Origin of the sequence: Streptomyces sp. NPDC086023, assembly GCF_044540325.1 — a bacterium.
GTDB lineage: Bacteria > Actinomycetota > Actinomycetes > Streptomycetales > Streptomycetaceae > Streptomyces.
The window spans coordinates 283,504-300,261 of record NZ_JBITRX010000004.1 but is presented as its reverse complement, the minus strand read 5'-3'; the positions used below and the strand labels follow the sequence as shown (position 1 = coordinate 300,261).

The window sequence follows — 16,758 nt, the reverse complement described above, 5'->3', positions numbered from 1 at the left end:
CCCTCGGCGGGAGGCCGGGGGCGTCGGACGAGACGCCCCCGGCACGGGGCGGACAGGCGCGGGCCCCAGCGGGACCTGGCGGTACCTAGTGGAGCGGGTCGGCGATGTGCTGGGTGCCGATCCGCTTGCGGAACACCCAGTACGTCCATCCCTGGTAGAGCAGGACCACCGGCGTGGCCACGGCCGCGCACCAGGTCATGATCTTCAGGGTGTAGGCGCTGGACGAGGCGTTGGTGACCGTGAGGCTCCACGCGTCGTTCAGCGAGGACGGCATGACGTTCGGGAAGAGCGTCAGGAAGAGCATCGCGACGGCGGCCGCGATCGTGATGCCCGACAGCGCGAACGACCAGCCCTCCCGGCCCGCGACGATGGCTCCGACGGCACCGACCAGGGCGAGCACGGCCACGATCATCGCGCCCAGGCTCTTGGCGTCGCCCTTCGAGACCTGGGTCCAGATCAGGAAGACCAGCGCGAGCACCGCCGTCACCAGACCCAGCCGCAGCGCGAGCTTCCGCGAGCGGTCCCGGATGTCACCGACCGTCTTGAGCGAGGTGAAGACCGCGCCGTGGAAGGTGAACAGGGTGAGCGTGACCAGGCCGCCGAGGATCGAGTAGACGTTCAGCAGGTCCCAGAAGGTGCCGACGTACTCCATGTCGGCATCGATCTTGACGCCCCGCACGATGTTGCCGAAGGCCACACCCCACAGGAAGGCCGGGACCAGCGAGGTCCAGAAGATCGCGTGCTCCCAGTTGGTCTGCCACTTCTCCTCGGGCCGCTTGGCCCGGTACTCGAAGGCGACGCCCCGCACGATGAGGCAGACCAGGATGATGAGCAGCGGCAGGTAGAAGCCGGAGAACAGGGTGGCGTACCACTCGGGGAAGGCGGCGAAGGTCGCGCCGCCCGCCGTGAGCAGCCAGACCTCGTTGCCGTCCCAGACCGGCCCGATCGTGTTGATCAGGACCCGCTTCTCGGCCCGGTCCCGGGCCAGCAGCTTGGTCAGGACGCCGACGCCGAAGTCGAAGCCCTCCAGGAAGAAGTAGCCGGTCCACAGGACGGCGATGAGTACGAACCAGACGTCGTGGAGTTCCATGGCGCGATCCCCTCGGCCTCAGTACGAGAAGGCCATCGGCCGGTCGGCGTCTTTGTCGTCGCCGCCGATCTTGGTGGGCGGGTTGAGATCGGACTCCGTCAGCTCGGGCGGTCCGGCCTTGACGTACTTCACCAGCAGCTTGACCTCGATCACCGCGAGCACGGCGTAGAGCAGGGTGAAGACGATCATCGAAGTGAGCACCTCGCCCTGGGAGACACCGGGCGAGACCGCGTCCCGGGTCCGCAGGACGCCGTAGACGACCCACGGCTGGCGGCCCATCTCGGTGAAGATCCAGCCCCAGGAGTTGGCGATCAGCGGGAAGCCGAGCATCCACACCGCCAGCAGCCAGTACCACTTGGTCAGGCGGGCACCCAGCGGCTTCTTGAAGAGCACCAGGTTCGGCACCTCGTCGTCGCCGGTCCGGTGGGCTGCCGGCAGCATGAACTTCCGGCGGGTCAGCCAGAGGCCCACGGCACCGAGCGCGAGGGACGCCATACCGAAGCCGATCATCCAGCGGAAGCCCCAGTAGGCCACCGGGATGTTGGGCCGGTAGTCGCCGGGCCCGTACTTCTCCTGCTCGGCCTTGTTGACGTCGTTGATGCCGGGGACGAAGGAGTCGAAGTCGTCGTTGGCGAGGAAGGACAGCAGGCCGGGGATCTCTATGGCCACCTTGTTGTGCCCCTCGTCCACGTCGCCGTAGGCGAAGACGGAGAACGGGGCGGGGGCCTCGCCGTCCCAGAGCGCCTCGGCGGCGGCCATCTTCATCGGCTGCTGCTTGAACATGACCTTGCCAAGCAGGTCGCCGCTGAGCGCGGTCAGCATGCCGGCGATCACGATGGTGACGAGGCCGAGCCGCAACGAGGTGCGCATCACGGGGATGTGCTTCCTGCGCATCAGGTGGAAGGCCGCGATGCCGACCATGAACGCACCGCCGGTCAGGAAGGCCGCCGAGAGCGTGTGGAAGACCTGGGTGAGCGTGGTGTTCTGGCTGAGCACCGCCCAGAAGTCGGTGAGCTCGGCCCGCCCGTTCGCCTTGTTGATCCTGTAGCCGACCGGGTGCTGCATCCAGGAATTGGCCGCGAGGATGAAGTACGCGGACAGGATGGTGCCGATGGAGACCATCCAGATGCAGGCGAGATGGATCTTCTTGGGCAGCTTGTCCCAGCCGAAGATCCACAGCCCGATGAACGTGGACTCGAAGAAGAAGGCGATCAGCGCCTCGAACGCCAGCGGGGCACCGAAGACGTCACCGACGAACCGCGAGTAGTCCGACCAGTTCATGCCGAACTGGAATTCCTGCACGATGCCGGTGACGACACCCATCGCGATGTTGATCAGGAAGAGCTTGCCCCAGAACTTCGTGGCCCTGAGGTACTTCTCGTTCTCCGTACGGACCCAAGCCGTCTGCAGTCCCGCGGTGAGGGCGGCGAGGGAGATCGTCAGGGGAACGAAGAGGAAGTGGTAGACGGTGGTGATGCCGAACTGCCAGCGCGCCAGCGTCTCCGGCGCCAAAGCTAGTTCCACGTCGTCTTCTCCTTACGGTCGCCGTGGTCACATCGGCAGTTTGCCTGCCCGATCTCTCCCAATAGGGGAGGAATCAGGACACGCTTGTGAACGCGTTCACATTCACAAGCATTATGTCGTACCGGTTCCGCGATCTTTCATCCGGGGGGTACACCTCTGGCCAAGGAATTCAACATATTGTTGAATTCGGCCATGCAGATACGAATCTCCTGGCCCGCAGGCCAGCTCACCGCCACCCTCGACGAGACCCCGACCAGCAAGGCGCTGTTCGCGGCCCTCCCCATCCACGCCTCCGCGAACACCTGGGGCGAGGAGGTCTACTTCGACACCGGCGTGTCCGTGGCCCTGGAGGACGACGCCCGGCAGGTCGTCGAGCCGGGCACGGTCGCGTTCTGGACCGAGGGCGACGCGCTCGCACTCCCCTACGGCCCCACGCCCATCTCGCGCGGGGGCGAGAGCCGCCTGGCGAGCCCGTGCAACGTGCTCGGCTCGTTCGACGGCGACCCCCGCCTCCTGGCCACCGTTCGCGACGGCGACCCCGTCCGCGTGGAGCCGGCGTGACCGCCGGCCCCCGCGGACCCCACTGAACGACCGTGGCTCCCGGCACGATGACGTCCGGGCACCCGGCCCTGGGAACTACAGCTCCTTGCGGAACGCCTCCGCCGCGTGCAGGAAGAGGTCGTTCGCCTCGGTCTCACCGATCGTGACCCGCAGGCCCTCACCGGGGAACGGCCGGACCACCACACCGGCCTTCTCGCAGGCCGCCGCGAACGCCGCGGTCCGCTCCCCCAGCCGCATCCACACGAAGTTGGCCTGCGTCTCGGGCACGGTCCAGCCCTGGTCGACCAGCGCCTCGTAGACCCGCTTGCGCTCGCACACCAGCGAACCCACCCGGCCGAGCAGCTCGTCCTCGGCCCGCAGCGAGGCCACCGCGGCGTCCTGCGCCAGCTGGCTGACGCCGAACGGCACCGCCGTCTTGCGCAGCGCCGCGGCCACCGGCTCGTGGGCCACGGCGAAGCCGACGCGCAGGCCGGCCAGGCCGTACGCCTTGGAGAACGTGCGCAGCACGGCGACGTTCGGCCGGTCGCGGTACAGCTCGATGCCGTCCGGCACCTCCGCGTCCCGGATGAACTCGCGGTACGCCTCGTCGATCACGACCAGGACGTCCGACGGCACCCGGTCCAGGAAGCGCTCCAGTTCGGCCCGGCGCACCACCGTGCCGGTGGGGTTGTTCGGATTACAGACGAAGATCAGCCGCGTCCGGTCGGTGATGGCGTCCGCCATCGCGTCCAGGTCGTGCACGTCGCCCTCGGTCAGCGGCACCTGCACCGACTTCGCGCCGGAGATCTGCACGATGATCGGATAAGCCTCAAAGGAGCGCCAGGCGTAGATCACCTCGTCGCCCGGGCCCGCCGTGGACTGGATCAGGGACTGGGCCACGCCCACCGAGCCGGTGCCGGTGGCGATGTGCTCGACCGGCACGCCGAAGCGCTCGGAGAGCTCGGTCATCAGGCCGGTGCAGGCCATGTCCGGGTACCGGTTGAAGCTGTTCGCCGCCGCGACCGCGCTCTCCAGCACGCCCGGGAGCGGCGGATACGGGTTCTCGTTGGAGGACAGCTTGTACGCGACCGGGCCCCCGGCAGCGGCGGGCTTCCCCGGCTTGTACGTGGGGATGCCGTCCAGCTCGGCGCGCAGCTTCGGGCTCTTCTCGCTCACCGCAGGTCCTCCTCGACCTTCCCGTGCAAGTTCAATACTGCTCACCTTATGAGGATTCCGCCGTTCGGAGAATGGCTGGCAGAGGGAACGAGGGGAGCGCTTGCATATATGCGTGCGCCGGTGGCTTGCGCCGTGGCGCGCATCCCTCGTGAAGGTGAGTTGAGACCACTTCGAAACATCGACACTTTGGCATGCCCGTACCCGCCGACAAGCGCCAGCCCGGACCTCCAACCAGCAACTACCTCTATTTCCAAGGTCATTGGGGGTGGCGAACCATGCAGAAACGTGCCTGTCAACGACTGCATATGCACCCGGACCACCCACCCCACCGAGCCCTACTATCGGCTCGCCATGACAGCAGCAGGGAAGCATCAGGTGAGCCGGACGGAGACCCCCCGGCGGGCCGCCCGGCAAGGACGGGCAGGCATCAGAGACGTGGCCGCCGCGGCCGGCGTCTCGATCACAACTGTCTCGGACGCGCTCAATGGCAAGGGCCGGCTGCCGGACGCCACCCGCCGCCACGTCCGCGAGGTCGCAGACCGGCTGGGGTACCGCCCCTCCGCCGCGGCCCGAACCCTCCGTACCGGGAAATCGGGCCTCATCGGCCTGACCGTGACGACGTACGGGGATGAACCTTTCACCTTCACGGAATTCGCGTACTTCGCGGAGATGGCGAGAGCCGCCACCTCCGCAGCACTCGCCCGCGGGTACGCCCTCGTCATCCTCCCGGCGACCTCCCGCCACGACGTCTGGTCGAACGTGGCGCTGGACGGGACCGTGGTGATCGACCCCTCCGACCACGACCCCGTGGTCACCGAGCTGGTCCGCCAGGGCCTGCCGGTGGTCTCGGACGGCCGTCCGGCGGGTTCCCTCCCGGTCACCGCCTGGGTGGACAACGACCACGAGGCCGCCGTACTCGACCTCCTGGACCACCTCGCCGCCGCGGGCGCCCGTCGGATCGGGCTGCTCACCGGGACGACCACGGACACGTACACCCGGCTCTCGACGACCGCGTACCTCAACTGGTGCGCCCGGGTCGGCCAGGATCCGGTGTACGAGTCCTACCCCGCACACGACCCGTGCGCGGGCGCGGTCGCCGCCGACCGGCTGCTCGCCCGCCCGGACCGCCCGGACGCCGTGTACGGCCTCTTCGACCCCAACGGCACCGACCTGCTCGCCGCCGCCCGCCGCTACGGGCTGCGCGTCCCGGACGACCTGCTGCTCGTGTGCTGCAGCGAGTCCACGGTGTACGCGAACACCGAACCGCCCATCACCACGCTCTCCCTCAAACCGCGCCGCATCGGCACCGCCGTCGTGCAGTTGCTAATCGACGCGATCGAGGGGGTCGACGGCGGCCGGCCGGTCGAGCAGGTGATACCGACCGAACTCATCGTCCGTACTTCGTCCCAGCGCAGGCCTCCCCGTACCACGGTCAGCCCGCCCCGATCCCCGGCACGGGACTGAAGACGCGGCCCGGATCCACAAGATCACCCGTCCAGACCACCCAAATCGGGAGAAACAACCAGCCCGGTTCGTGTCCGTCCAGGATTCACCACCCCTGGTGCGTCACACAGAGCGAGCTGCATTCCTATGATGGGCGCACGACATCACGGACCCTCCGGCCAGGAGGGTCCGCAGGTGCACGGCAGCGCGAGGTGGTGGAGGGGTCGATGGCTCAGGGGGCAGGTCAGGGACCCGCGATGCGGACGGAGACGCTCCGGGATTTCCGCGTTCCGGCGGCCGAGTACACCCCCGAGTTCCATCCGTACGCCGGCACCCCCGGCCATCCGGCACAGCCCGCCGCGCACCACCCCGCAGCCGCGCCGGTGCAGCGGTCCGCGGCGCCCGAGCCCCACGCCTACCCGGCCCCCTCGGCGGCCCCCGCCGAGGACCCGGACGGCTACACCCCGACCCAGCGCGACCTCCCGGTCATCGGGCAGGGCGCACGCCCCACGGGCGGCCCCGGCGACACCGTGCAGATCCAGTACGTCCCCGAGGAGCGTTCGGGCGGCCCCGGCCCCCTGTGGGTGGTCGGCGACGTACACGGCTACCTCGACGACCTGGTCGCCGAACTCCGCGCCAAGGGCCTGACCGACTCCGACGGCCACTGGGCCGCGGGCAACGCCCGGCTCTGGTTCCTCGGCGACTTCACCGACCGCGGCCCCGACGGCATCGGCGTGATCGACCTGGTCATGCGCCTCTCGGCCGAGGCCGCCGCGGCCGGCGGCTACTGCAAGGCCCTCATGGGCAACCACGAGCTGCTGCTCATCGGCGCCAAGCGGTTCGGCGACACCCCGGTCAGCTCCGGCGCCGGCACCGCCACTTTCCAGGCCGCCTGGCTGCTCAACGGCGGCCAGCGCACCGACATGGAGCGCCTGGAGGACGTCCACCTCCAGTGGATGTCCCGGCTCGACGCGGCCGCGGTCGTCGACGACCACCTGCTGCTCCACTCGGACACGATCGCGTACCTCGACTACGGCGACTCCGTCGAGGCGGTCAACGACACCGTCAAGCAGGCCCTCAACCGCAACGACGCCAACGAGTGCTGGGACCTGTTCCGCAAGTTCACCAAGCGCTTCAGCTTCCGGGACGAGGAGTCCGGCCCCGGCGAGGTGCGCAGGCTGCTCGCCACCTACGGCGGCTCGCGCATCGTGCACGGGCACAGCCCCATCCCGTACCTCCTCGGCGAGGTCGGCTCGGAGGACGGCGAGGACTCGGACGGCCCGACCGTCGAAGGGCCGCACGTGTACGCCGACGGGCTCGCCATCGCGATGGACGGCGGGGTGACCATGGCCGGAAAGCTGCTGGTGGTCGAACTTCCGCTGCGCGACTGACCGTTCACCGTCCGGGGTATTTACCGAAAGCCCCTGTCACGGCACCACGTGGGCGCTCTACCATCGCTCTATCCGTAGCAGGCTCTCCTCCGTTTCCGCCGGACCCCCTGTCTACGCGGGCAAACCGGCGCCGACGGAGCATCGGGGGATGCACATGACCAGCGCTCCGCACCTGCTGACCGAGGACCGGCCCGAGTTCCTCCGCCTGCTGGACGAGGTGCTCCGCACCGCGTCCGAGCGGCCCGACCTGGCCTCCGTCGGCGAACGGCTGAACGCCGAACAGCTGCGCACGATGGCACTCAACGCGACCGGCATCCTGACCACCGCGGCGGCTCCCGAGTACGAGCACTTCGTGAAGGTACGGGAAGACCTGCGCGACCCGGCGCGCCAGGAACCGCGGGTCACCGACGACGGCACCGGCGGGGCAGGGGCCAGCGCGGTGGTGGCGGTACTGGCACCCGTGCTGTCCGTCACGGCCATGCTGATATTCCTGCTGGTCGGGTACTTCCTGAAGCTCCTGGACCCTGAACCGGCCTTCGCTCAGACGATGCTGACGGCCGGTTGGCTGTTCGGCGGGCTGACCGTGGTCGCGATCCTGGTCGCTGCGATCGGACTGCTGGTGACGGCGGTGCGGAACAGTTCCACCGAGGTCGTGGCCGAGGACACGCTCGCCGTGCCGGAAGAGCTCGCGCGGGCCCGGGAGGCCTGGCTCAACGCGCTACTGGAGCGGGGTGTGCTGCCGTTCCTGCGGGACGCTCTGGCCGACCCAAGGGATCCGGCGGCACCGTCCTCGTACCGCCCGTCGGGCCGGATGCCGAGCCTCGGCTACACCCGGCCGGACTTCACCTCTCCGGCCGGCGAAGACCCCACCCCCCGCCCGAGCTACACCAGTCCCGACTTCACGAGCCCGGACTTCGGCGGCCCGGACCGCCGGCCGGACTAGCGTCCGGATGTTTCACGTGAAACACGGCTGTGCCGCGCCCGGCGAACCGGACGCGGCGCAGAGGTTCTCCCCAGCCGAGGGCCGGAGAGACAGAACCGCTACCTGGACAGCTTCTCGCTGCCCTTGTTGAGGCCCTTGGCGAGCTGGGGCTGGAGGGCCCGCAGATCGGAGTGGACCCGGTTCAGAGCCGGGGTCGGGCCGGTGTCACCCGGGGCCGGGTGACCCGGGGTCAGGAGCGTCCACTGCTCGTCACAGTCGAGGATCTGGGTGTTGGCGGGGAGCCCGTCGTTGTTGGGGCCCAGGGTGTTGACCTCGCACGTGGTCTCGTACACCGCGCCGTCCTCGGTCAGCACCTCGATCGAGACCCCATCGCTGGCGTTGGTCTGGGAGGCGATGGAGATGGAGCACGCACCGTCAGGGAACGAATCCCCGGTGTCGGTGAGGTCGTACCAGATGAAGTCCGTGGGACCGGCCTGCATGGGCTGCTGCAGGTTGCGGATACCCGCGTACGCCCGAGCCGGGTCGCCGGTCAGGACGGCCTTGACCTCAGCGGCATTACTGGGCTTGTAGGCGTCCATGTCCTGGCACAGCGCGGCGCCGGTCGCACCCGTGGCGCCGGTGGCACCCGCAGGACCCGTCGCGCCCGTGGCACCCGTCGGACCGGCCGGACCCGTCGCGCCGGTCGCACCGCCGCCGGGGCCGGTGGCGCCCGTGGCACCCTGCGGGCCGGTGGCACCGGTCGCACCCGTGGCGCCCGCCGGACCGGCCGGACCCTGCGAGCCCGTCGCTCCGGGCGGACCGGCCGGACCCGTCGGGCCGGTCGCCCCGCCGCCGGGGCCGGTGGCGCCCGTCGCACCCGTGGCTCCGGGCGGACCCGCCGGGCCGGTGTCGCCCTTCGGTCCGGTGGCACCGGTGGGACCGGTGGCGCCCGTGGCGCCCTTGCACTTGTCGTCGCCGCCGCCACGCACGTACTCGTCGTGGTCCTCCTGGTCCTGCCCGTGCAGGTACTTGTCCAGCAGGTGGCGGGCCAGCGGCGCGCCGTGGCGCGGCCGCTCGTGCGGACGCTCCTCCTTGCAGTCACCGCTGCCGCCCGCCGGCGCGACCGCGCTCACCTGCGGGGTGATCGCGTTGGCCGCGGCGACGGCGGGGGTTGCGAGGCCCACCAGCACGATCGACAGGGAGGCCAGGGCACCGCCCACCTGCCAGCCCCGGGTACAGGGAACGGGACCCAGCTGCGTGGTCCTGCGCTCACGACTCATCAAAAACGCTCCTTCGGAAAGGATCTGCCGCCGGAACGGGTGACGTCCCGGTCGCGGGTTCGAGCTTCCTCCGGAGAAAACGGACATTGGGCACTACCACTTGAGCGGCCGGATGCGTACGTCAACACTTCGGGCTATCAGACGCCCACCCGAGGGTGTGTTCCCGCCCGCAGACGCAGTAGCACCATCGGCGAGCCGTGGACAACGGCGTCACGAGGGTCACTACGGTCACGGTCCGACGCCGGCCCGGCCGCCCGTACGGCGGCCCGCACACCGTGGACGGGACCCTTGAGCACAGTCTGCCTGAACATGATCGTCAAGAACGAGGCACCGACCATCCGGAAGTGTCTGGAGTCGGTGCGCCCCCTGATCGACACCTGGGTGATCGTCGACACGGGCTCCACGGACGGCACCCAGGACGTGATCCGCGAGTACTTCGCCGACCTCCCGGGCCAGCTGCACGAGCGCCCGTGGCGGGGCTTCGACGGCAGCCGCACGGAGGCCATCGAGCTCGCCCGGGACCGGGCCGACTACCTGCTGTTCATGGACGCCGACGACGAGATGCGCATCGAGCCGGGCTTCCGCATGCCCGAGCTGACCCACGACGCGTACCAGCTGGCGGTGCACCACGGCCCCGTCATCCACTGGCGGCACACGCTCGTCGCGACCCGGCTGCCCTGGCGCTACGTCGGGGTGCTCCACGAGTACCTCGACTGCGGCGGGCCGCACAGCAAGGACGTGCTCGAAGGGATCAGCCTGCTCATCGTCGGCGGTGGCGCCCGGCAGCGGGAGGGCGGCGAGCGGGAGAAGTACCTCCGGGACGCGAAGATCCTGGAGGAGGGGCTCGCCAAGGAACCCTACAACGCGCGGTACGCCTTCTACCTGGCCCAGAGCTGGCGCGACGCCGGCGAGAAGGAGAAGTCCCTGGCCGCCTACGACCACCGCGTGACGATGGGCGGCTGGGTCGAGGAGACGTACCTCGCCCAGGTGTACGCCGCCCGGCTCGCCACCGAGCTGGAGCGGCCGGCAGCCGAGGTCATGGACCGCTACCTGCGCGCGTACGAGAGCCGCCCCACCCGCGCCGAGGCCATCGGCGACCTCGCCCGGCTGTGCCGTCTTGAGGGGCGCTGGCCGCTGGCCCACATGTTCGCCCGCCGTGCCGTGGCCGTCCAACGGCCGGATGACATCCTGTTCGTGGAGTTCGCGTGGCACGACTGGCGCGCGCTCGACGAGCTGGCCGTCGCCGCCTACTGGACCGGCGAGTACCAGGAGTGTCTGGAGTGCTGCGAACGGCTCCTCGGTGAGGGTCTGCTGCCGGAGGATCAGCGCGAACGGGTCACCGCGAACCGCGACTTCGCCCGCGCGAAGCTCGGCTCGGCGTACCAGACCGTCGCCTGAGCGGCGTACGCCCGGTCCCATCCGGAAACGGGACGCCGGACGGGCCCGCGACTCCCCCCATAGGGTCGCGGGTCCGTCCGTGCGGCTGCGGCGGCCGGTGGGTCAGTCGGCCAGCGGCAGGTAGACGCGGTTGCCCGCGGCGGCGAACTCGGCGGACTTCTCCGCCATGCCGGCCTGGATCTCCTCGGCCTTCAGGTCCCCGCCGTGCTCACGCCGGATGTCCTGCGAGATCTTCATGGAGCAGAACTTCGGACCGCACATCGAGCAGAAGTGCGCGGTCTTGGCCGGCTCGGCCGGAAGCGTCTCGTCGTGGAACTCGCGGGCTGTGTCCGGGTCGAGGGCCAGGTTGAACTGGTCCTCCCAGCGGAACTCGAAGCGCGCGTCGGACAGCGCGTCGTCCCACTCCTGGGCACCCGGGTGGCCCTTGGCCAGGTCGGCGGCGTGCGCGGCGATCTTGTAGGTGATCACACCGGTCTTGACGTCGTCCCGGTTCGGCAGGCCCAGGTGCTCCTTGGGTGTGACGTAGCAGAGCATCGCGGTGCCCCACCAGGCGATCATCGCGGCGCCGATGCCCGAGGTGATGTGGTCGTAGGCGGGCGCGACGTCCGTGGTCAGCGGGCCGAGCGTGTAGAACGGCGCCTCCTCGCAGATCTCCTGCTGGAGGTCGATGTTCTCCTTGATCTTGTGCATCGGGACGTGGCCCGGGCCCTCGATCATGGTCTGTACGTTGTGGCGCTTGGCGATCGTGTTCAGCTCGCCCAGCGTCTTCAGCTCGGCGAACTGCGCGGCGTCGTTGGCGTCCGCGATCGAGCCGGGGCGCAGGCCGTCGCCGAGCGAGTACGTGACGTCGTACGCCGCCAGGATCTCGCAGAGCTCCTCGAAGTTCGTGTAGAGGAAGTTCTCCTTGTGGTGCGCGAGGCACCAGGCGGCCATGATCGAGCCGCCGCGCGAGACGATGCCGGTCTTGCGGCGCGCGGTGAGCGGCACGTACGGCAGCAGCACGCCGGCGTGGACGGTCATGTAGTCGACGCCCTGCTCGGCCTGCTCGATGACCGTGTCCTTGTAGATCTCCCAGGTCAGCTCCTCGGCCTTGCCGTCGACCTTCTCCAGGGCCTGGTAGAGGGGCACGGTGCCGATCGGGACGGGGGAGTTGCGCAGCACCCACTCGCGGGTGGTGTGGATGTTGCGGCCGGTGGAGAGGTCCATGACCGTGTCGGCGCCCCAGCGGGTGGCCCAGGTCATCTTCTCCACCTCCTCCTCGATGGAGGAGGTCACGGCGGAGTTGCCGATGTTGGCGTTGACCTTCACCAGGAACTTCTTGCCGATGATCATCGGCTCGATCTCCGGGTGGTTGACGTTCGCCGGGAGCACCGCGCGGCCGGCGGCGATCTCCTCGCGGACGACCTCGGGGGAGACGTTCTCGCGGATCGCGACGTACTCCATCTCCGGGGTGACCTCACCGCGGCGGGCGTACGCGAGCTGCGTGACGGCCTGGCCGTCGCGGCCGCGGCGCGGCAGGCGCGGGCGGCCGGGGAAGACGGCGTCGAGGTTCTTGAGGCCGCCGCGGGGCGAGGTGTGCTTGATGCCGTCGTCCTCGGGGCGCACGGGACGGCCCGCGTACTCCTCGGTGTCGCCGCGGCCGATGATCCAGTTCTCGCGCAGCGGCGGCAGGCCGCGGCGGACGTCGGTCTCGATCTGCGGGTCGGTGTACGGGCCGGACGTGTCGTAGAGCGTCACGTCCTTGCCGTTGGTGAGGTGGACCTGGCGAACCGGCACGCGGATGTCGGGGCGGGAGCCCGCGACGTAGCCCTTGTGCCAGCCCGGCTGGCGCTCGCTCTGGCCGTCCTGGCTGGTGGCAGGCGTGCGTGCATCCTGAATGGTCATGAGACCTATCTCCCTACGCCGGCATTACCCGGTAACAGGTTCGGCGGTCGACGCAGCCTCCTCCCGTACTCGTCGTCTTCGACGCGCGTACGGTGATCAGCGCCCTCTCAGCCCGGTGCTCCGAGCTCCCGCGTTGTGCAAAGGTGCCCCCACGCTAGCGTCATCTGTGGCGCGCTGAACAGTGGGCCCCCTCAACTCTTGCGATGATCGGCCGGTGACCACACCGCCGCAGCCTCCCGTCGACCCCCATGACCACACCGGCCACCCTGGCCCCGCAGAGGGTTACGGCGGGCCGGGCGAGCACGACTTCGGGCACGGAGCGTACGACGCCGGCGGGCACGGGCACGGGCACGGGCACGCAGGGAGCGGCGGGCACGGCGGCGGTCACGGCGGAGACGGCGGCGGGCACTCGCACGGCGGGCACTCGCACGGGCACGGTCCGGCCGCCCCCGTCTCGAAGCACCTGCGCAAGGTCATCGCCGCCGTGCTGATCCCGTTCGCCGCCGCGGTGGTGGTGGGCCTGGTCGTGCTGTGGCCCGGTGGCGCCCCCGCGCACGAGCGCACCGGCGTCGGCTTCGACCGCCAGACGCAGGAGGGGCGGGTCGCCACGCTCCAGCGGGTGGACTGCAAGGAGGTCAACGTCGCCCAGGTGCCGCCCACGGGGGACACCTCCACGCCCGAGGGGCGCGAGGCGCAGCAGCGGCAGACCGGGCAGTGCGCGAAGGCGACCATCGAGGTCACCACCGGTCCCGACAAGGGGCGTACGTTCCTGGAGATCGTCCAGCCGGGCGCGCCCCGGCAGTTGAGCGAGGGTCAGGAAGTCGTGGTCGCGTACGCGCCGGACGCCCCCCGCGACCTCCAGTACTCGGTGGTCGACGTCAACCGTGAGCTGCCTCTGGCGCTGCTCGCCGGCATCTTCGCGCTGGCCGTGGTGCTGGTGGGGCGCATGCGCGGGGTGTTCGCGCTGATCGCGCTCGCCGTCAGCTTCGCCGTACTGGTGCTCTTCATCCTGCCGGCGATCCTCCAGGGGTCGAACCCGCTGGTCGTCGCAGTGGTGGGGGCGAGCGCCATCATGCTGATCGCGCTCTACATGTGCCACGGCGTCACGGCACGCACCTCGGTCGCGGTGCTCGGGACCCTGGTCTCGCTGCTGCTGATCGGCGTGCTCGGGTCCGGATTCATCGGATCGGCGTTCCTGAGCGGGAACACGGACGACAACACGGGTCTGATCCACGGCCTCTACCCGGAGATCGACATGAGCGGCCTGCTGCTGGCAGGTGTGATCATCGGATCCCTGGGTGTGCTCGACGACGTCACCGTCACGCAGACGTCGGCCGTCTGGGAACTGCACGCGGCGGACCCCACGATGGGGCCGCGGGCCTTGTACCGCGCGGCCATCCGGATCGGCCGCGACCACATCGCCTCGGTGGTCAACACGCTGGTGCTCGCCTACGCCGGCGCGGCCCTGCCCCTGCTGCTGCTGTTCTCGATCGCACAGAGCAGTGTGGGCTCCGTGGCCAACAGCGAGCTGGTGGCCGAGGAGATCGTACGGACCCTGGTGGGCTCGATCGGGCTCGTGGCGTCGGTGCCGGTGACGACGGCGCTGGCTGCCCTGGTGGTCTCGGCCGACCGGCCGGTATCCCCGTCCGCCGCTCCGGCCGGGGGACCGGGACGAACCGGCGGACGGGGTCGCCGCCGTAAGCGCTGAGTGACCGTCGTCACGGACGGGACGATCACGGGGTGGGGACCGGGCGGCTCAGCGCGTCGGCACGCTGAGAGCCGCTCGTCGTACGCGTACCGCTCGGGACGCACGCGTACGGGCCGGTTCCCGCCGGCCGTGGTTCAGCCCGCGTTCTGCTCGTTCTGCTGCGTACGCGTGTCGGCAAGGATCTTGTCGAGGGCGTCGTCGAGGTTCTCCTCGAAGTCGCCGAGGTTGCGCTCCTGACCGAGCGGCACCAGCCGGTCGGTCCGGTCGAGGAACGCGACCAGGGGGGCCGCGCTGGCCCGGAACAGGGCCCTGTCGCTGCCGACCTGGAGCCGGATGTGGACATCGGACAGCTCCTCCGGATCGGTGGGGGCGATGTGCACATCGCCGTCACCGCACGGCTTGTTGATGCCGTCGAGAAGCAACTCCCGGCCGAACGCCCAGGTCACGGGCGCGTCGCCGGGAAGGTGGAAGGTCAGGCGAACTGCGTAGGGGTCACGAGCGTCGTACCGGAGCTCCACCGGGATCCGGAACGAGAGCTCCTCGGAAACGAGGAAGCTCATCATGACTTCTGCCTGTACCGACTCGCGCATTGCCTACCCCGCTGTTGTGGAAGTGGCCAGGAATGATCCCCCAGGGCCCTCTTGACAAGGGTGGTGGAAGCGCCATCGGATCACAAGGAGTGAGTTTTCAGATACTGATAGAGAACGAGAGCGAGCTCAACAGCGCGCCTACTTCACTCCGTAGCCGATCAACCACATAGAGCAATCGGTCTTGCTGGTGGAGAGGAAGGGAAATGGCCATGGTTGCAGCAGCATCACCGGCCGTGATCGGGATGGCCGCGCAGACCGTGCCCAGGGCGTACTCCTGACGCTCGATCACCGGCTGCATCCGCTGCTGGGCGGTGATGCGCTGCTCCAGGGCGCGCATGTCGCGGACCGTGTACGGGGTGACGGCCTCGACGGGATGCCGGTCGAGGTACTCGCGTCGGGTCTCCTCGTCGAGCTGGCCCAGCAGGCACTGCCCGATGGCGTGCGCGTGGCCGGTGGCACGGAACTCGGCCCACTCCTCCACGGCAGGCATGCCGGGGGTGTCGGAGACGCCCACGACCTCGATCTCGCCCTCGCGGAAGACCGCGAAGTAGATGGGTGCGCCGATGACGTCGCGGAAGTGCGCGAGGGAGTCGAGGATCATGCTGCGACGTTTCTGCTGCAGTCCGCCACCGGCCAGCCGACCGGCTGCGTCGCCCAGCACGAACACGCCGCTCTCGCGGCGGAGATAGCCCTCGTGGGTGAGGGTCCGGAGCAGGTGGTACGCGGTGGGGAGCGGGAGTCCGGCTTCGCGGGCAAGCTGCTTGGCCGGGGCCCCCTCGCCATGGGACCCCACGGCTTCGAGCAGTCTCAGCGCCCTCTGAACCGAACCGATCAGGGTCGGAACAGCGGCGTTGTGAACCGAAGACAAAGCTCACCCCCAGGCGTGGCGGCGGGCTGTGGGGGCCCGCCGCTGCGGGGGCCGCCCCCGCAGCGACCGCACTCCTGGGGGTCGTGCTCGGTGGCTCTTTACACAAAACCGCTGGTCAGCGGGGGAACCGGCCGCACGGCGCCAAGGGACGGCACAGATTGCCACTGTATCCGCCGATTCCTGGCCTGTGGGCGGTTTGGGGAGTCACGTTCCCTCAGGCGGGCTAACGCCCGTCCCGGCGGGGCGCCGCTTACCAGTCGCCGCGCGTGGCCGTGCTCTTCGTGCCCGTGAACTTGCGAACCACGAAGATCAGACCGCCGACGAGGGCGACGAAGACGAGGACCTTGAACACGATGCCGATGAGCGCGGTGAGGAAGGAGGTGATGACCCCGCCGAAGACCAGCAGTGCGAGGAGCGGGACAGCGACCCACTTCACCCACCAGGGCATGCCTGCGAATATCTCCCGGATGCCGTCCATTTCCTCTACCTCTTCCCTTCGGGTTCGTTCCTGGCTTCGATGCTAGGAGCGTGGCGAAGGCAACGGGGGCTCGCGAGCCCTTGGAGTCCCCTGATCCAACCCCTAGGGGGACGAGGCCCCGAACCCCGATCAGGCCTCCGGCGGCGAGAACACCACCAGCACCTTGAGGTCCTCGGAGATGTGGTGGAACTTGTGCGGCACCCCGGCCGGCACGTACACGACGCTGCCCCGGGCCACCATCGTCGTCTCGTCCCCCACCGTGATCGACGCACGGCCGCTCACCACGAAGTACACCTCGTCCTGGCGGTGCGGCTGCTGCGGATCGTTCTGACCCGCGTCGAGCGCGTACAGCCCGACCGACATGTTCCGCTCCCTCAGGAACTGGAGGTACGCGCCCTCGTTGGCCGCGCGCTCCGCCTCGAGTTCGTCCAGCCGGAATGCCTTCATCGCCTTGCGCCCCTAGTGT

Annotated in this window: 15 protein-coding genes and 1 riboswitch; of the genes, 6 read left to right on the top strand and 9 right to left on the bottom strand. The window is 69.6% G+C overall.

Annotation, left to right across the window (positions count from 1 at the left end):
* Positions 1-85: 85 nt before the first annotated feature.
* Positions 86-1,090: a cytochrome d ubiquinol oxidase subunit II gene (gene cydB / locus ACIF6F_RS10795; RefSeq protein WP_399944197.1), complete on the bottom strand. Its 1,005-nt coding sequence runs from the start codon at positions 1,088-1,090 to the stop codon at positions 86-88.
* 18 nt (positions 1,091-1,108) lie between these two features.
* On the bottom strand, positions 1,109-2,614 hold the full coding sequence (locus ACIF6F_RS10790; RefSeq protein WP_399944194.1) for a cytochrome ubiquinol oxidase subunit I: 1,506 nt from the start codon (positions 2,612-2,614) through the stop codon (positions 1,109-1,111).
* A 192-nt stretch (positions 2,615-2,806) separates the two neighbouring features.
* Here ACIF6F_RS10790 and ACIF6F_RS10785 point away from each other — a divergent pair, with 192 nt between their 5' ends.
* Positions 2,807-3,175 (top strand): cyclophilin-like fold protein, encoded by a 369-nt coding sequence (locus ACIF6F_RS10785; RefSeq protein ID WP_399944192.1) that lies wholly within the window; start codon positions 2,807-2,809, stop codon positions 3,173-3,175.
* A gap of 75 nt (positions 3,176-3,250) precedes the next feature.
* Here ACIF6F_RS10785 and hisC read toward each other — a convergent pair whose 3' ends face one another.
* On the bottom strand, positions 3,251-4,330 hold the full coding sequence (gene hisC, locus ACIF6F_RS10780) for a histidinol-phosphate transaminase (RefSeq protein WP_399944189.1): 1,080 nt from the start codon (positions 4,328-4,330) through the stop codon (positions 3,251-3,253).
* 351 nt (positions 4,331-4,681) lie between these two features.
* Here hisC and ACIF6F_RS10775 point away from each other — a divergent pair, with 351 nt between their 5' ends.
* The 3 genes from ACIF6F_RS10775 to ACIF6F_RS10765 all read left to right on the top strand — a co-directional run bounded on the left by ACIF6F_RS10775 (position 4,682) and on the right by ACIF6F_RS10765 (position 8,107).
* Positions 4,682-5,794, top strand: coding sequence for a LacI family DNA-binding transcriptional regulator (locus ACIF6F_RS10775; protein ID WP_399944186.1), 1,113 nt, complete (start codon positions 4,682-4,684; stop codon positions 5,792-5,794).
* 206 nt (positions 5,795-6,000) lie between these two features.
* Positions 6,001-7,164 (top strand): metallophosphoesterase, encoded by a 1,164-nt coding sequence (locus ACIF6F_RS10770; protein WP_399944183.1) that lies wholly within the window; start codon positions 6,001-6,003, stop codon positions 7,162-7,164.
* A gap of 148 nt (positions 7,165-7,312) precedes the next feature.
* On the top strand, positions 7,313-8,107 hold the full coding sequence (locus ACIF6F_RS10765) for a hypothetical protein (protein ID WP_399944180.1): 795 nt from the start codon (positions 7,313-7,315) through the stop codon (positions 8,105-8,107).
* 98 nt (positions 8,108-8,205) lie between these two features.
* Here the strand turns inward: ACIF6F_RS10765 and ACIF6F_RS10760 are convergent, their stop codons facing one another.
* Positions 8,206-9,366, bottom strand: coding sequence for a hypothetical protein (locus tag ACIF6F_RS10760; RefSeq protein ID WP_399944177.1), 1,161 nt, complete (start codon positions 9,364-9,366; stop codon positions 8,206-8,208).
* Positions 9,367-9,654: 288 nt separating this feature from the next.
* On the opposite strand from ACIF6F_RS10760, the gene ACIF6F_RS10755 reads away from it, so the two are divergent.
* On the top strand, positions 9,655-10,764 hold the full coding sequence (locus ACIF6F_RS10755) for a glycosyltransferase (protein ID WP_399944174.1): 1,110 nt from the start codon (positions 9,655-9,657) through the stop codon (positions 10,762-10,764).
* Between the two features lie 102 nt (positions 10,765-10,866).
* Here the strand turns inward: ACIF6F_RS10755 and thiC are convergent, their stop codons facing one another.
* Complete coding sequence (thiC, locus tag ACIF6F_RS10750) at positions 10,867-12,648, bottom strand: phosphomethylpyrimidine synthase ThiC (protein ID WP_399944171.1); 1,782 nt, start codon at positions 12,646-12,648, stop codon at positions 10,867-10,869.
* A riboswitch (TPP riboswitch) is annotated at positions 12,642-12,790 on the bottom strand. It overlaps the preceding gene by 7 nt.
* 39 nt (positions 12,791-12,829) lie before the next feature.
* Here thiC and ACIF6F_RS10745 point away from each other — a divergent pair.
* Complete coding sequence (locus ACIF6F_RS10745) at positions 12,830-14,356, top strand: YibE/F family protein (protein ID WP_399944169.1); 1,527 nt, start codon at positions 12,830-12,832, stop codon at positions 14,354-14,356.
* Between the two features lie 134 nt (positions 14,357-14,490).
* Here the strand turns inward: ACIF6F_RS10745 and ACIF6F_RS10740 are convergent, their stop codons facing one another.
* The 4 genes from ACIF6F_RS10740 to ACIF6F_RS10725 all read right to left on the bottom strand — a co-directional run bounded on the left by ACIF6F_RS10740 (position 14,491) and on the right by ACIF6F_RS10725 (position 16,739).
* Positions 14,491-14,946, bottom strand: coding sequence for an SsgA family sporulation/cell division regulator (locus ACIF6F_RS10740; protein ID WP_399944167.1), 456 nt, complete (start codon positions 14,944-14,946; stop codon positions 14,491-14,493).
* A 97-nt stretch (positions 14,947-15,043) separates the two neighbouring features.
* Positions 15,044-15,814, bottom strand: coding sequence for an IclR family transcriptional regulator (locus ACIF6F_RS10735; protein ID WP_399944165.1), 771 nt, complete (start codon positions 15,812-15,814; stop codon positions 15,044-15,046).
* Positions 15,815-16,064: 250 nt separating this feature from the next.
* A complete protein-coding gene (locus ACIF6F_RS10730; protein WP_399944163.1) occupies positions 16,065-16,292 on the bottom strand; it encodes a DUF5326 family protein in 228 nt (75 codons plus the stop codon).
* Between the two features lie 129 nt (positions 16,293-16,421).
* A complete protein-coding gene (locus tag ACIF6F_RS10725; RefSeq protein ID WP_399944160.1) occupies positions 16,422-16,739 on the bottom strand; it encodes a cupin domain-containing protein in 318 nt (105 codons plus the stop codon).
* Positions 16,740-16,758 lie beyond the last annotated feature (19 nt).

Coding starts and splice junctions, on each gene's coding strand:
- ACIF6F_RS10725 (WP_399944160.1), bottom strand. CDS start 16,739: ATGAAGGCATTCCGGCTGGACGAACTCGAGGCGGAGCGCGCGGCCAAC.
- ACIF6F_RS10785 (WP_399944192.1), top strand. CDS start 2,807: ATGCAGATACGAATCTCCTGGCCCGCAGGCCAGCTCACCGCCACCCTC.
- thiC (WP_399944171.1), bottom strand. CDS start 12,648: ATGACCATTCAGGATGCACGCACGCCTGCCACCAGCCAGGACGGCCAG.
- ACIF6F_RS10730 (WP_399944163.1), bottom strand. CDS start 16,292: ATGGACGGCATCCGGGAGATATTCGCAGGCATGCCCTGGTGGGTGAAG.
- ACIF6F_RS10740 (WP_399944167.1), bottom strand. CDS start 14,946: ATGCGCGAGTCGGTACAGGCAGAAGTCATGATGAGCTTCCTCGTTTCC.
- ACIF6F_RS10775 (WP_399944186.1), top strand. CDS start 4,682: ATGACAGCAGCAGGGAAGCATCAGGTGAGCCGGACGGAGACCCCCCGG.
- ACIF6F_RS10760 (WP_399944177.1), bottom strand. CDS start 9,366: ATGAGTCGTGAGCGCAGGACCACGCAGCTGGGTCCCGTTCCCTGTACC.
- ACIF6F_RS10765 (WP_399944180.1), top strand. CDS start 7,313: ATGCACATGACCAGCGCTCCGCACCTGCTGACCGAGGACCGGCCCGAG.
- ACIF6F_RS10770 (WP_399944183.1), top strand. CDS start 6,001: ATGGCTCAGGGGGCAGGTCAGGGACCCGCGATGCGGACGGAGACGCTC.
- cydB (WP_399944197.1), bottom strand. CDS start 1,090: ATGGAACTCCACGACGTCTGGTTCGTACTCATCGCCGTCCTGTGGACC.